This is a genomic window from Rhodanobacter sp. K2T2 (assembly GCF_013408815.1).
Classification (GTDB): domain Bacteria; phylum Pseudomonadota; class Gammaproteobacteria; order Xanthomonadales; family Rhodanobacteraceae; genus Rhodanobacter.
Window position 1 is genome coordinate 46,057 of the sequence record NZ_JACCCA010000005.1, and the last position, 13,094, is coordinate 59,150.

Sequence of the window (13,094 nt, forward strand, 5' to 3'; positions counted from 1 at the left end):
ATGCTCGTCTTGAACAAGCGATCTGTATGAACGTGCCGAGTCTGGAAAGGAGTGTCGCTCTCCAACGTCGCGTTCTAGCGGCAACCAGCGTCAGCTACATTGTCGTGCTTTTGGACACGTCGATCGTCAATGTCGCCCTGCATCGCATCTCGGTATCGCTGGAGACGCAAATCGCAGGTCTCCAATGGGTAATGAACGCCTATACGTTGGCGTTTGCCAGCATGCTGTTGACGGGTGGCACGTTAGGCGATCGCTGGGGAGCGCGGAACATCTATCTCGGCGGCTTGGTGGTGTTCACGCTCGCCTCGACGATCTGCGGGATAGCGGGAAATTTGCCGAGTCTTATAGCTGCCCGTGTCTTGCAGGGAATGGGTGCAGCCATGCTGGTGCCGTGTTCGCTGAAGCTAATCAACCATGCCTTTCCCGATGCCGAGCAGCGAGCGCGTGCAGTCGGCATATGGGTGGGATGCGGCGGTGTCGCCATGGCAGCCGGTCCCTTGGTGGGTGGTGTTCTAATCCGCCTGTTGGACTGGCGAAGTATCTTCTTCGTCAATGTGCCAATTGGGTTGGTTGGATTATGGATGACGTGGCGCATTGCACGTGACCCAAGGCCCGCCAAGGTCAGCCGCTTCGATCCAGTAGGGCAATTGACTGCGATGATTGCGCTCGGTGCGCTCATCGGCGTACTAATCGAAGGCCAAATGCTCGGATGGGGCTCTTTCTGGATCGTAGCGGGCATCGTCGTCACGATTTTAGCTTCGGCCACATTCCTTACGACCGAGGCGAGAAACCCGCATCCGATGCTGCCGCTCTCGTTTTTCAGGAACAGTGTCTTTGCGGGATCCACTTGCGTTTCTATGGCCTCCGCTTTCGTGTTTTACGGCCTGCTCTTTGTAACCAGCCTCTATTACCAGCAGGCGCGGGGCTATTCTCCCTTAGAGGCTGGGCTCGCTTTACTACCGATGACGGCGATGGTCGCAGTGGGAAGCATTGTCTCCAGCCGCATGGTGAAGCTCTGGGGGCAGCGCTGGTCAATGTGCGCGGCATTCGGCTTCTACGCCATCGGTGCGCTCGGCATGCTCACATCAAGCCGTTCATCGCCTTACTGGCTTGCCATTGCACCTCTGCTGGCGATCGGCCTTGCCTCTGGCTTCGTCTCTCCAGCAGCGACGGCTCCGGCCATGGGAACCGTCGAAAAGAACCGTGCCGGCGTCGCTGCTGCCGTCCTCAATTCTGCGCGGCAGACGGGGGCCGCATTAGGCGTTGCCATCTTTGGAACACTCATTGCAACTCTTCATCCGTTCGAGGTCGGCATGCACTCTGCACTGTGGGTAGCAGTCGGTGTCTCGATCGCGGCGGCGTTGATTTGGCGTCTAGCCTCAATGCAAAGCACGCATAGTCGCGATGACCTCAGTTAGATCTCTTTGGCCTAGGCGCTGCACGCTGGTGAAATTGAGAAACCGAATAAGCGCAATCGAAATTCTTGGACTGCCGGCGCGAAACCTCTAAATAGTCTTCATGAAAGTTACGCAGTCTCGGCCATACCAATCAGTTCCCGCTTTGACTGCACCCATCTGCTCATCGAGTCGCCGTCTGAGGCAACAGACGTTACTTGTCTTCTTTTGCCTCTCTTACGATCTCGTCCACGAAGAGTTGGGCATGTCGGCTCAACGCCGTAAAATCGGACGCACAGATCAGTAGCTGGCGATTTGCCCATTCATCGAGAAGCGGCACGATCGCGACGCTGCCCATACGACAAGACTTTGCCGCTGTTATCGGCACTATGCCAAGTCCGATTCCGGCCTCTACCAGTCGAGTGACAGCATCAAAGCTGCGTAGCCGCACTCGATAGTTGATTCTACGACCGAGCCGGGCGGCATGATCGGCAAGATGCGAATAGAGGGCGCCCGCGCTTAAGCCAACGAATGGCTCATCGATCAACTCGGCGAAGCTAATCACGGCACGTCCAGCGAGCGGATGAGCGTTGGGCGCAATCAGAACTAGGCGGTCAGACAAGAGCGCGATGGTCTCAAGCTGCGCAAGGTCGGTAGTGTTCGCCACCACCCCGAACTCCGCACGCCCTTCGGCTACTGCTAGCACAATATCGGCACTGGTCAGCTCCTCGATGTCGATGTCTACGTCGGGGTGCGCAGCGAGGAAGCTGCGCAGTGCAGCGGGTAGGAGTTCCACCAGCGCCGCCGTGTTGGAGAGCATGCGGATCTCGCCCTTGAGACCGGTAGCGAACCCTCTAAGATCACCGCGCATCTGCTCCACAGCGCTGCCGATCGCACGCGCGTGATGCAGCAAAGCTCGACCGGCCGCCGTTGGAATCACGCCGCGCCGACCGCGATCGAGCAGAGAGGCTCCAAGCGCCGTTTCCATCCCGCTGATCCTCGCACTGGCCGAGGCAAGCGCCAGATGCGACGCTTCAGCCCCCCTAGAGATACTGCCGGCTTCGACGATCGCCACGAACAGGCGCAAGTCCACCAGATCGAATCGCATATAACTCCTTCGGGCAAAACGAAGGCTGCACTCGCATATCCCGCATTGTGAGTAGCTGCCCGTCTCGTCAGTCTAGAACTAATGAACGCATCAATTTTCCTCGTACTTACCGGAATACTGGCTGGAAGCATGAACGCGTTAGCTGGGGGAGGCTCGTTCGTGACGCTTTCTGCGCTCGTTGCCAGTGGTGTTCCTTCGGTATTGGCGAATGCTACGAGCAGCGTGGCACTCTACCCCGGCGGCGCGGCGAGCGCCTGGGTCTATCGCGATGGTCTGGGTTCGATCTGTGGCGTACCCCTCGTTCCCACGCTTGTGGTCACACTCCTTGGCGGACTCGGCGGCAGCCTGTTGCTGCTCTCGACACCGAGCGTTTTGTTCGATCGTGTTCTCCCATGGCTGCTTTTGCTCGCCACACTCGCTTTGATGTTTGGCCCACGTTTAGGCGTCTTGTTGCGCGCCCACCTGACGGCAGGCAAACCGACGATTCTCACCATCCAGTTCCTGCTCGGCATATACGGCGGCTATTTTGGCGGCGCCGTTGGTCTGATGATGATGGCAGCATGGGGCCTTCTTAAAAGCGCTGACATCAAGGCGCTCAACGCGCCTCGCACGTTGATGGTTACCGCGGCGAACACCATAGCGATCGTCTGCTTTGCGGTCGCAGGCACCGTGCGCTGGGAAGCAGCTTTGCTCGTCGGATCGGGCGCGGTGCTTGGCGGCTATGCTGGCGCGCATCTCGGACGTCGGCTCAAACCAACGCTTGTACGCAACGCAACTTTGTTGCTTTCCGCAGCCATCACCGTTCGTTTCTTCATGCGTGCGTATTTTTGAGTTTCATGAGTACGAAAGGCTGCTCGGTCCAAATCGCCATTTTTAGCCGCAAGCGCAATCCCACATAACGAGCAGCCGATCACACGCTACCCGAAATATCGATCGCATCCTGCTAGACGTCGGCTACGTCGCGGCATTTAATTTATCGGTTCGCACCCCTTCTACACTGATGACACGGACACACTGGGTACCCAGCTATTGCAGACCAGGGAACAATTCTTCGCTCTCACTATGCTTCGACGGAGCGGACACTCTGAGCGATCAGCGGCCAGACTGTGCAGGACGCGTCGAGTAACCCTTTCAGCATTGCTTAGTATCATCAGTGTGGCAGCCGTCACTAGCCTGGGGGCGACTGAACTGTTGCGCGACTAAAGCCCGTGCAGCACGCTCAAGCCGCCATCCACCTAAGAATCATGCTTGGACTAAGTCAGCAGCGGACTATCGAAGCGCCTTTCCCGCTAAGGTGCCCAGCCGACGCATAGCGCTTCGCTCGGCGCTTACAAGAAGCACGAGCAACGTCAGCATCGTTACGGAAATAAGCAGGCCGAGGCCGCTCCAGCCGAATCGATCAACAGCAAGTGCACCCAGGGGCGGACCTATTAGTGCTCCCGCGGCACCGAATTGCGTCAATAGTCCATTCGCCGCGGCGATTCGCGGATCGCCAGCGACCGTCGCGCCGCTAAGCACGGGCATACGGGTAAAAAGGATGGTGCGTGATATACCACTCAAAACCACAATGAATCCCGCCAGAAGGCCACTCAATGTTAGGCCTCCGATCCTGTAAACAAACGGAGCTAGTACCGCAGCGAACAACAGAGCCGTGCCGGCGACGAGTAGGATCCGACTGAATGAGGCCTCTTGCCTAACTATCACCCTCACGGCGATGACGGCCCCTGGAAGGGCCGCGAGGGAGATGCCGCCCGCGATCAAGCTGGCGTTGCTTAGGCTCGCGCCGTACCTCGCGACGAAAAAGCTCGGCAATAGCGCAGTGAGCGCACAAAGGAACAATGTGTAACAGCCGAAGCCCGCCGCCAACAGCCAGACGGCGGGCGGCGGCATAGCAACGCTACGACGGCCGACTTGAAGCTCGTCGAGCCGAATAGCGGCCAAGAGGTTGACCGCTATGATGACTGCCCAAAGGAGAAGCACGAAGCGCAGACTTACAACGGATATTGCCAGCCCGGTGATTCCGCTGCCCACCGCGACGCCGACGGGAACGAACGTGCTCCACAGGGCGAGTGCCTTTGATCGTGTCGCCATGTCACTCGCCAAACTCACAATCATCGTTGGCGCAGCGATCACCACAAGCAGATAACCGACAGCTTCCACGGCCCGGGCGATGAACAAGGATTGTGTATCGGACGCAAAAGCCTCCATGCCGGAAGCTGCGGCCAGTAGCGCCAAGCCGGTGAGCAGTGAGTGGCGACTACCAATTCTCGATAGCGCTAAGCCGATAACGAAACCAAACGTCGCGCCGCCCGCTTCCAGTAGCGACACGAGCAAGCCGGCCTTAGGCAGACTCATCCCAAACAGCGTCCGCAACAGGGGAGCGAGTGCCGATAGCTTAGCGAGCTGCGCCGCAGCAAGTACGCCTGTCAGCCACAGCAGGATAATTTTTCGCCAGATCTTATCTACCGTTGGTGAACCCAATCGGCGCGATAGCCGCGGCGGGAGTTTGACTATATCGCCTTCAATGCTTCGGCCAAGCGATTCCTCCGACGGGGGCTTGCGCCCCCACTCTTTCGACTCAGACCTATCTGGATTCGGCGGCCGCCTATCCCTCGGTGCATATACGTCATTCGATTTATCGTCGGCGGCCTCGTTCACGGCGATCTGCTCGACATTGTCACCAACACGACCCTTCATTCGTTTTCTCGCCACGCGGCGCGAAGCGCCTATTCGCAACTAAAAGGAGCCCCCTCATCTAAAATTTCTTTTTTTTCGCTGAGGTCCATAGGAGGGCACGGCATGATTTTCGGTAGCTTTAGCTCTCTCGAACGCTCTAAATTTCTGGCCGATTCGCTCGTCGATGGCTGGTAACCAGACAGCTATTCAAGAATGACGGCAATCTATCGTTTCAACAGTAGACGTGCAAATAAAAAAACATGCACCCGCTCGGGCGCGCCAATGATGCGCGATACCTCATCATCCTATTCGGCTAGTTCTCATGCACAAGCCTTCAAGACAACTCCCTTTCGCATGACTAGCTTTGCCACTGCTAGAGCAAAAAAAACGATCCCAAACATTAGGTCGCCTCGCTTGCTCTATGTAGCGGATCTTAGAAAGCATTGGAGCCATGCATGAAGGTTGGATTCATCGGGATTGGCGCAATGGGCGAGCCCATGGCGCTAAATATGGCGCGAGCGGGCATTTCGCTCGTGGTGTGGAACCGAACGGCAGGTAAAACCGACGCGCTTGTTGCCGCTGGAGCGCGCGCTGTCGAAAAGGCTGAGCATGTCTTCGAAGCAACTCAAATTGTAGTGCTGATGCTCGCCACCGAAGAAGCGATCGACTCAGTGTTGCAGCGTGGCACTCCCGAGTTTGCGACGCTGGTCAGGGGGCGCACCATTGTGCAAATGGGCACGGTGTCACCGGAATATTCAAGGCTTCTGGAACAAGACATTGATGCAGTCCAGGGACGGTATGTCGAAGCGCCTGTATCAGGCTCTAAAAAGCCAGCGGAGGACGGTCTGTTAATTGCCATGTTGGCTGGCGCCCCCGAGGCAGTTGAGACGATCCAGCCGTTACTTGAACCAGTCTGCCGTCAATGGTTCGACTGCGGATCGGTGCCCAACGCATTATTGATGAAGTTCTCAGTGAACCTTTTTCTGATCACCATGGTCACGGGACTGGTTGAAGCGTTCCATTTCGCTGAACGGCACGCGCTGAACCTTGAGAAATTCGCCGCGATATTGGACGCAGGACCTATGGCAAGCGGCGTTTCCCGGATGAAACTATCGAAGCTTGTTTCTAAGGACTTTGCGCTACAAGCAGGGATAACAGACGTACTGAAAAACAATCAGTTAATCGCCGAGGCTGCGAGGAAATCGCAACTTGCCTCACCGCTTCTGGATGCTTGTCATGCGCTTTACGGCGAGACACAAGCATTAGGCCTGGGTTACTCGGATATGGTGGCTGTTCTTCGAGCAATCGAAGCACGAACCGATACGCCTGGTTAAAGGATGGCCGACGCCCATTTTGCCGGTGTCAGTCCATACGTACTCTTGAACTGTCGCGACATATGGCTCTGGTCGGCGAATCCGGCCTTGATCGATGCATCCACGAGCGACGATCCCCCTCTGATCAAGTCACGCACGTGATCCAGTTGCCGCTGGGTACGAAACCGACTTGGGCTAGTGCCAAAGGCAGCGCGGAACTGACGCGCAATGGTCCATCGGTCTAGGCCAGCCAAGACCTCTAGCTCCTTCATGGAATGAATTTGAGAAGGATAAGCTGCGATAAACTCTCGCACGCGTAGAAGAGCTTTTATGTCCAGTGACCTCACACCAGCTCGAGTGCCCCCGGGCGCAGCGCCAACGAGAAGGTTGGCGACTAGGACACTTAGCTCCGTGCGTGTGATCTCGTCGACTTTGCCATTGATGTCCCAGAGCTCAGAACCTTCTCCATCAAGCAAACCCGTAGGATCAAGCACCGGATTGGGTACAAAAGGTAGCGGTTGTCCACGTAAGGCCTGCTGCACCAGCGATGGATCGATGTACAACATCCTGTAGCCAAACGGTTCGTCCGTGCCCGCGCCCCCATCATGTAACTCGTCTGGATGAAGAATATGGCATTGCCCAGGCAGGCAATGCCATTTTGCACCTCTGAAGCGAAAGGTCTGAACACCTGCGACCGTGATGCCAATGGCGTACGAATCATGGCGGTGAGGAGAAAAGGCATTGCCGTGCAGCATTGCTTCCAAACGCTCAATTCCTTCGCCACTTGCGCCAATTTTGATGCGATCACGAGCGACGTTCATTTTTTCTCAAGCTACGTTTGCAGTTAGTTTATAGAAGCTGCGTCGACCAACGATAGAGTTCATCCCAGTTCTTTTACGTTGCGGTCATGGATGTCGAATCGGAGCGCATGCAACAGAAAGCGCCACGATTCCCCGTTATCGCTGCAACCATCATAAGCAAAGTCGAGCGCGTTTATCTGCTTCTACTTTTCAATATTAGGTGTCCTTGAGCAACGGCCCTTTGGACGTAGACTCACTCGCTTTCGCGAAGGCTAATGCTTCCTCCAAACGGTCGTTTCCCCAATACATAGCTCCGCCCGCCAAGAAAGTTGGCGCACCAAAAATGCCGCGCTCCCTAGCTTCCTCAGTTCGCTCGCGCAGACGCTGCTTGATTGCATCGGAGCGTGCCTCATGCAAAAGCTGCTCCACCGGTTGGTCGAGTTCAGCGAGCGCCTCGCCCACCGCATCCGCCGTATCGATATCGCGGTCTTCAGCAAAGTTCATACTGATGATGCGACGGCAGTAGGAACCTATCCAAGGCTGATCTTCGCCAAGCAGCGCCACGCGCATGGGTAAAAGTGCGCGACGAGGAAACTGAGTGGGATGACGCCATGGCAAGCCGTATTTGCTGCATTGGCGCGGCATGTCCTGCCACACATACTTGCCCTTGGCCTCCTGCAGCGCGAACGGTGAACTGTCCCATCCGAGGGATTTGAAGATTGGCCCAAGCAGGAACGGCCGCCAAGCGACCGATACTCCGAACGTCGCCGCTTCCTGCTCAAGGCGCATCACACTAAGGTAGCTATAGTTGCTACCGAAATCGAACCAGCACTCAATCATGACTCGCTCCGTTACTGTTGATCAGTCCATCAACACGAGGCAACGGGCCTCTATGCTGATGCGCGGCAACGCGTCCGCTGGCGCCTCGGGATGAAGGAAGGCGGCATGCGGCACGAATCGCGAGACGCCACTCAGGCGGGAGTCGTACTGTTTAAATACCAGTGCCTCGTGGCGATCCAGGCCTGAGTAGTGCCACCAGGAGTGGCGCTGCGCGCGCACCGCAAGGTAGATCTCTCCATTGCGCCGCGGATAGCGCACCTCTGCCTCGACCAGATCACTAGCATCCACGCTGCGTGCATCGCATATGGCCAATGGTGTATCCAGCACGGGACCACGCAGGGAACGCCAAACATTGATGATGCAATAACGTGGCATCGGCCCCCCCGAAATATCGGCGCCCAGTACCAATGACAGTCGCCGCCGGCCCGACTGCTCCGTGTAATCATTGTGGATACGAGCGTTTGGCGCCGCATGTTGTCCGCGCTGCGAACGGCCGAAAGTAAGCGGCCCTCTATCCGATTCTCGTTGGCGCACGAGGTGGTCGAATACGTAGGCACGCCGCCCTCCCGTCACTCGCGTTGCAAGTGCCTCTAGCTCTGGGTAATAGGCACGCCGGATCTCGTCGGGGTCGTTGTAATTTCGAAGCTCCGTTGGGGCGTCCCATAGCTCGAAACCTTCGCGATGAATCGAGGGCTGCCCATCCAGCATTCGAGCATCGCCGATGCTGATCTGCGTTTCTTCGTAGCGACCGCTCTCCCAGGGCTCGCCGGGTGGCGGTTCGTAGGAATAGTGCACCGGCTTTTCGTCACCGGGCACGAGGTAACTCAATGTTGCCCGCACTGTCGGCGGCGGTGGTGCTAACCACTGCTGTGCGGTCAGCGTGGACGGAAGCGAGTCCGAGGCTTGCGTGGACGGATCAGGGACGATGGACATAGCGGCTCCAGCGAGCGCCGACAACGCGGCGTGTGGATACATTGAGCCCCCATCCCCTCCCGGCTTCAACCGCAATTTTCGCGTTCTCGCATGCGTTGAGCGCATGCGAGAACGCGCTGGATTAGCCAGACTCTGCCTCGCCCATTAGCCAAGTCATGACGGAATTCACGCTGTCACGTGGTGCCTCATGGCTTTGCAGCAACCAATACGCATGGTCAGTTCCCTGCGGCGGACGCGGCGTATCCAGCATACGAAGGTGCCGCTCCTTCAACCAATGTTTTAGCAGCGGCAAGCGACCCAAGGCGATACCCTGGCCGGCCATAGCGGAATGGACAATTTGGTCATACTGATTGAATCGCAATATGGCCTTCGGCCGCACCTGCCAGCCGCGTGCCTTTAGCCAGTGGCGCCACTGCAACCAAGGGCGGTGGGAATCCTCGTATTCCAGCAATACTTGGCCATCCAGGTCGGTAGCGTTACGGAGACGATGCTGCCCGCGCATAGGCCGCGCCACCGGGGCGATCTGCTCTTCGAATAGACGACGTGCGCCGGTTGGCGCGGTGGCGCTGGCACAATATCGAATCGCCAGATCCACGTTTTCCTCGCGAAGATCAAGCAATCGGTTGCTTGCCGCGACACGCAGGTCAATCGCGGGGTGACTTTGCTGAAAACGCCCTAGTTGGGGCAGCAACCACAACGAAGTGACACCTATGCTTGCGCTCACCGTCACTGGCCGCGCGCTCGGCGCCGGTGCCACAGACGCCACTGCTTCCTGTAGCTGACGCAAAGCCAAGTCGGCACTGCGGAACAGGCGCTCACCCTCCGTGGTGAATGCTAGCGACCGATGACCTCGACGCAGCAGCCGTACGCCCAACCGCTGCTCCAATGCTTGCACCTGGCGACTAACCGCCGACTGGGTAAGACACAACTCCGTTGCGGCCAGAGTAATGCTCATATGCCGCCCCACGGCGACGAAGCCGCGCAACGGCTCCATCAAAGCGTTTAATGGCAACAGGCTACCTGACATACGCTCTCCTCACATTCGAGAGTAAAGCTAATCGAAAGCTCAGTCTTCCTACTTGGAAAGTGAGTTCCTGATTGTAGTCGCCAAGCATCGATCGAACACGGGCTAACGCCTCTCCTTACTACGTCTACCATCCCAACGCTGGTATGAAATATCTTCTGGATGCGCGGCCACGACGTCGACCAATCGAAGCAAACTATCCAATGAACGACTACCCGGTAATTTCCTGTGCACTTGATTGCGTCTGAGACCGGATTTCGGTGCCCTGCCCCTCCTATATTTGGCGTCACAATACCTTCGTGTGCCATGGAAGAACCCAAGATATCGACATGAGCTATGCCCTACGTATCAAGGGCCGGTAGGACCCACTACCTAGACGCTATTGCCTGTTTTTCCCTCGCTTTTTTGGAAGTGCAGGCATGCGCACGACCACGTCATCTGACTGCAGATATCGTCCACTCTGCGATCGAAGCTCCAGTTTCTGGACAGGAAGACCTGTCTTCCTATCAACTAGAGAAACGTGGGGTTCGCCAGGCTCAAAGAAGAACGCCTCGCCCCATTGCCGAATGGCTACCAATAAGGGAAACAAACCTCTTCCTTTATCAGTAAGTACGTATTCCTGGTGAGAACTACCATCAGACGCAGGTACCAAATCGAGGATACCGTGCGCAACCAAGGCACGGAGCCTGGCTGACAGAATGTTTTTGGCTACGCCAAGGCTCTTATGAAACTCGCCGAATCGGCGAAGTCCGTCAAACGCATCACGAACGATGAGCAACGACCAACCATCGCCGATGGCGTCGAGTGGCCGTGCTACGCCACATAACGAGTCTTGGTGAGAGGTTCTCTTGACCATCGTCTTGAGCGCTAATGCACCCCGCTCCTATTTGGTTTCAATATAAAACCAAAGATTTTGCAATGCAAATCTCCCAGTGCTTTAGCGCCTGATTGGGTCTTGAACCAGCTTCCCAACTCCTAGTTTTAAGAGGCAAAGGGATGAACCGGAACTATGGTTGCATAATGAAACTAAGAGTGTTAACGTCATATTGGTTTCAAAATGAAACCACAATTTTCGAAGGGATCTGTCGTGACCTGCTACCGCAACATCGAAGTCGAAGGCCTCAAAATTTTCTATCGAGAGGCTGGTAAGAAGGACCTGCCGACCCTGCTCTTACTGCACGGGTTTCCGGCATCATCATTCATGTATCGCGAACTAATTGAACGACTCGCTGACCAGTTTCATGTCATCGCTCCGGACTACCCCGGTTTCGGACACAGCCATGCACCATCGCTAGAAGCGTTCTCTTATACGTTCGACCATCTCGCCGACATCGTGGAGAAATTCACTGACCTGCTTGGTATCGATCAATACGGTCTGTATATGCAAGATTTTGGCGGTCCCGTCGGATTTCGTCTTTCGCTTCGACGCCCTGAAAAGGTGATGTTTCTGGTCATCCAGAACGCCAACGCGTATGAAGAAGGGCTACCCGATAGTTTCTGGGCGCCAGTACGGGATCTGTGGCAAGACCCCTCTTCAGCAAATTATGAAAAAATCCGCGCCGCAGGCATGGCTGAACAAGCGCTCGAATGGAACTACACACACGGTGTAAAAAATCCGGAGCAGATCAACCTGGACAACTGGCTATTGCAGCGGGCGCTGCTCGAACGTCCCGGCAATAAAGATGCAATGTTGGCCCTGCTCTATGACTACGGCAGTAACCCCGGACTCTATCGAGCATGGCAAGCTTATTTTCGCAAGCATCAGCCATCGGTCCTGATTGTCTGGGGCAAGAACGATGTCATCTTCCCCGCATCGGGCGCTTACCCGTACCAGCGTGATTTGGAGAAGGTCGATTTCAACCTTCTCGATACCGGCCACTTCGCGCTGGAAGATCATTGCGAAGTGATAGCGGCGCATATTAAGCGATTTGCGCAAAGCCTTTAGTGCTTCGAATCGGCCTCTCAGGCCTCATCGCGCCATGGCGTGATCACTATCCGGTTTGCGCGTCGCATTCTTTATCAATCATCAGAATTCATCTCCCATGATCCTACCCAACGACCACTTCAATGGAACTTTCCCGTATACGCCGGCGTTCACCGAGACCGCCGGCTTCAAGATGCACTATGTCGATGAGGGGCCGCGCGACGGCGAAGTGGTTCTCTGCCTACATGGCGAGCCCAGCTGGGGCTATCTTTTCCGCCACTTGATTCAGACACTTCGCGCTACGCATCGCGTTGTCGTTCCCGACCATATGGGCTTCGGTAAGAGTGCGACTCCTCAGGATCGCACCTATTGGTTGCAGGATCACATAGATAACCTGGAACGTTTCATCCTGACCCTCGACCTACACCGGATTACTCTGGTGATGCATGATTTCGGCGGGCCGGTCGGCATGGGCCTGGCCGCACGGCACCCTGATCGCGTTGCCCGATTGATCTCGACCAATGGCCCCACTCCTTTCGGTCAGGTTGATCTTTTCGACCGCCTGGGCGCCAACGCGAGCGTTTCACCCTGGTTCCAATGGATCGCAAAAGCAGGTGCCGATGGAAGTCTCGAATCCGTATTGGGTCAACTCGGGTTCAACATGCTGAGCACACTCAAGCTAAATGGCTTCGAACGTCATCACGTAATTTCCGACACCTGGCTCGCCGCTTACAGCGCGCATTTCGTGAAAGTTGCCGACTGCCTCGGCGCGATCGGCTGGGCCAAGGGTTTCGTCACTGGCGATCACCGCTTTGAGATACCTGGAACAGAGGCCGAGCGCATCATTCGCGGCAGGCCCGCGTTAGCCATATGGGGTGCGGCGGATCGCACGCTGCATGCTGATCACTTTCTACCATTATTCAGCGGCCTCTTTCCGGATGCGCCGACTCACCGGCTGACCGGCGTCGGACACTACTGCCTTGAAGATGCACCTAACGACATTGCCAAGCTTGTTGTTCCATTCATTCAACAGACTCGGATTTCAATCGCATAAGCCGGCCGCTTCGTCCGCCGCCCCGGTT

General features: G+C 56.4%; 12 protein-coding genes. 5 read left to right on the top strand and 7 right to left on the bottom strand.

The genetic code is table 11. The features are described from left to right. The first annotated feature begins 26 nt into the window (after positions 1 to 26). Positions 27 to 1,418, top strand: coding sequence for an MFS transporter (locus HDE78_RS09395; RefSeq protein WP_179478612.1), 1,392 nt, complete (start codon positions 27 to 29; stop codon positions 1,416 to 1,418). 190 nt (positions 1,419 to 1,608) lie between these two features. Here HDE78_RS09395 and HDE78_RS09400 read toward each other — a convergent pair whose 3' ends face one another. Next, positions 1,609 to 2,502 (bottom strand): LysR family transcriptional regulator, encoded by an 894-nt coding sequence (locus HDE78_RS09400; RefSeq protein WP_179478614.1) that lies wholly within the window; start codon positions 2,500 to 2,502, stop codon positions 1,609 to 1,611. Positions 2,503 to 2,583: 81 nt separating this feature from the next. Between HDE78_RS09400 and HDE78_RS09405 the strand changes: the two genes are divergently transcribed. Then, entirely contained in the window at positions 2,584 to 3,333 is a 750-nt protein-coding gene (locus HDE78_RS09405) for a sulfite exporter TauE/SafE family protein (protein ID WP_179478616.1), read from the top strand. Positions 3,334 to 3,771: 438 nt separating this feature from the next. On the opposite strand, the gene HDE78_RS09410 is transcribed toward HDE78_RS09405, so the two are convergent. Continuing rightward, positions 3,772 to 5,199, bottom strand: a complete 1,428-nt coding sequence (locus HDE78_RS09410) for an MFS transporter (protein WP_179478618.1) — start codon at positions 5,197 to 5,199, stop codon at positions 3,772 to 3,774. Positions 5,200 to 5,633: 434 nt separating this feature from the next. Here HDE78_RS09410 and HDE78_RS09415 point away from each other — a divergent pair, with 434 nt between their 5' ends. Beyond that, positions 5,634 to 6,512, top strand: a complete 879-nt coding sequence (locus HDE78_RS09415; protein WP_179478619.1) for an NAD(P)-dependent oxidoreductase — start codon at positions 5,634 to 5,636, stop codon at positions 6,510 to 6,512. Here the strand turns inward: HDE78_RS09415 and HDE78_RS09420 are convergent. The 5 genes from HDE78_RS09420 to HDE78_RS09440 all read right to left on the bottom strand — a co-directional run bounded on the left by HDE78_RS09420 (position 6,509) and on the right by HDE78_RS09440 (position 10,944). Next, entirely contained in the window at positions 6,509 to 7,312 is an 804-nt protein-coding gene (locus tag HDE78_RS09420; RefSeq protein WP_179478621.1) for an AraC family transcriptional regulator, read from the bottom strand. The two genes, HDE78_RS09415 and HDE78_RS09420, sit on opposite strands and share 4 nt — an antisense overlap. A 195-nt stretch (positions 7,313 to 7,507) precedes the next feature. Next, a complete protein-coding gene (locus tag HDE78_RS09425; RefSeq protein WP_179478623.1) occupies positions 7,508 to 8,131 on the bottom strand; it encodes a 2-hydroxychromene-2-carboxylate isomerase in 624 nt (207 codons plus the stop codon). A 21-nt stretch (positions 8,132 to 8,152) separates the two neighbouring features. Beyond that, complete coding sequence (locus HDE78_RS09430) at positions 8,153 to 9,064, bottom strand: CmcJ/NvfI family oxidoreductase (RefSeq protein ID WP_218862238.1); 912 nt, start codon at positions 9,062 to 9,064, stop codon at positions 8,153 to 8,155. 121 nt (positions 9,065 to 9,185) lie between these two features. Then, complete coding sequence (locus tag HDE78_RS09435) at positions 9,186 to 10,091, bottom strand: LysR substrate-binding domain-containing protein (RefSeq protein WP_179478625.1); 906 nt, start codon at positions 10,089 to 10,091, stop codon at positions 9,186 to 9,188. A gap of 376 nt (positions 10,092 to 10,467) precedes the next feature. Continuing rightward, the gene (locus HDE78_RS09440; RefSeq protein WP_179478627.1) at positions 10,468 to 10,944 is read right to left on the bottom strand and encodes a helix-turn-helix domain-containing protein; all 477 of its coding nucleotides are present in this window, start codon (positions 10,942 to 10,944) and stop codon (positions 10,468 to 10,470) included. A gap of 201 nt (positions 10,945 to 11,145) precedes the next feature. Between HDE78_RS09440 and HDE78_RS09445 the strand changes: the two genes are divergently transcribed. Both HDE78_RS09445 and HDE78_RS09450 read left to right on the top strand, forming a co-directional pair. After that, the gene (locus HDE78_RS09445; protein ID WP_218862249.1) at positions 11,146 to 12,033 is read left to right on the top strand and encodes an alpha/beta hydrolase; all 888 of its coding nucleotides are present in this window, start codon (positions 11,146 to 11,148) and stop codon (positions 12,031 to 12,033) included. A gap of 97 nt (positions 12,034 to 12,130) precedes the next feature. After that, the gene (locus HDE78_RS09450; RefSeq protein ID WP_179478629.1) at positions 12,131 to 13,066 is read left to right on the top strand and encodes an alpha/beta fold hydrolase; all 936 of its coding nucleotides are present in this window, start codon (positions 12,131 to 12,133) and stop codon (positions 13,064 to 13,066) included. The last annotated feature ends 28 nt before the right edge of the window (positions 13,067 to 13,094 follow it).

Bases quoted from the DNA above. Each gene is read 5' to 3' on its own strand.
- HDE78_RS09395 (WP_179478612.1), top strand. From the start codon at position 27: ATGAACGTGCCGAGTCTGGAAAGGAGTGTCGCTCTCCAACGTCGCGTT.
- HDE78_RS09400 (WP_179478614.1), bottom strand. From the start codon at position 2,502: ATGCGATTCGATCTGGTGGACTTGCGCCTGTTCGTGGCGATCGTCGAA.
- HDE78_RS09405 (WP_179478616.1), top strand. From the start codon at position 2,584: ATGAACGCATCAATTTTCCTCGTACTTACCGGAATACTGGCTGGAAGC.
- HDE78_RS09410 (WP_179478618.1), bottom strand. From the start codon at position 5,199: ATGAAGGGTCGTGTTGGTGACAATGTCGAGCAGATCGCCGTGAACGAG.
- HDE78_RS09415 (WP_179478619.1), top strand. From the start codon at position 5,634: ATGAAGGTTGGATTCATCGGGATTGGCGCAATGGGCGAGCCCATGGCG.
- HDE78_RS09420 (WP_179478621.1), bottom strand. From the start codon at position 7,312: ATGAACGTCGCTCGTGATCGCATCAAAATTGGCGCAAGTGGCGAAGGA.
- HDE78_RS09425 (WP_179478623.1), bottom strand. From the start codon at position 8,131: ATGATTGAGTGCTGGTTCGATTTCGGTAGCAACTATAGCTACCTTAGT.
- HDE78_RS09430 (WP_218862238.1), bottom strand. From the start codon at position 9,064: ATGTCCATCGTCCCTGATCCGTCCACGCAAGCCTCGGACTCGCTTCCG.
- HDE78_RS09435 (WP_179478625.1), bottom strand. From the start codon at position 10,091: ATGTCAGGTAGCCTGTTGCCATTAAACGCTTTGATGGAGCCGTTGCGC.
- HDE78_RS09440 (WP_179478627.1), bottom strand. From the start codon at position 10,944: ATGGTCAAGAGAACCTCTCACCAAGACTCGTTATGTGGCGTAGCACGG.
- HDE78_RS09445 (WP_218862249.1), top strand. From the start codon at position 11,146: ATGAAACCACAATTTTCGAAGGGATCTGTCGTGACCTGCTACCGCAAC.
- HDE78_RS09450 (WP_179478629.1), top strand. From the start codon at position 12,131: ATGATCCTACCCAACGACCACTTCAATGGAACTTTCCCGTATACGCCG.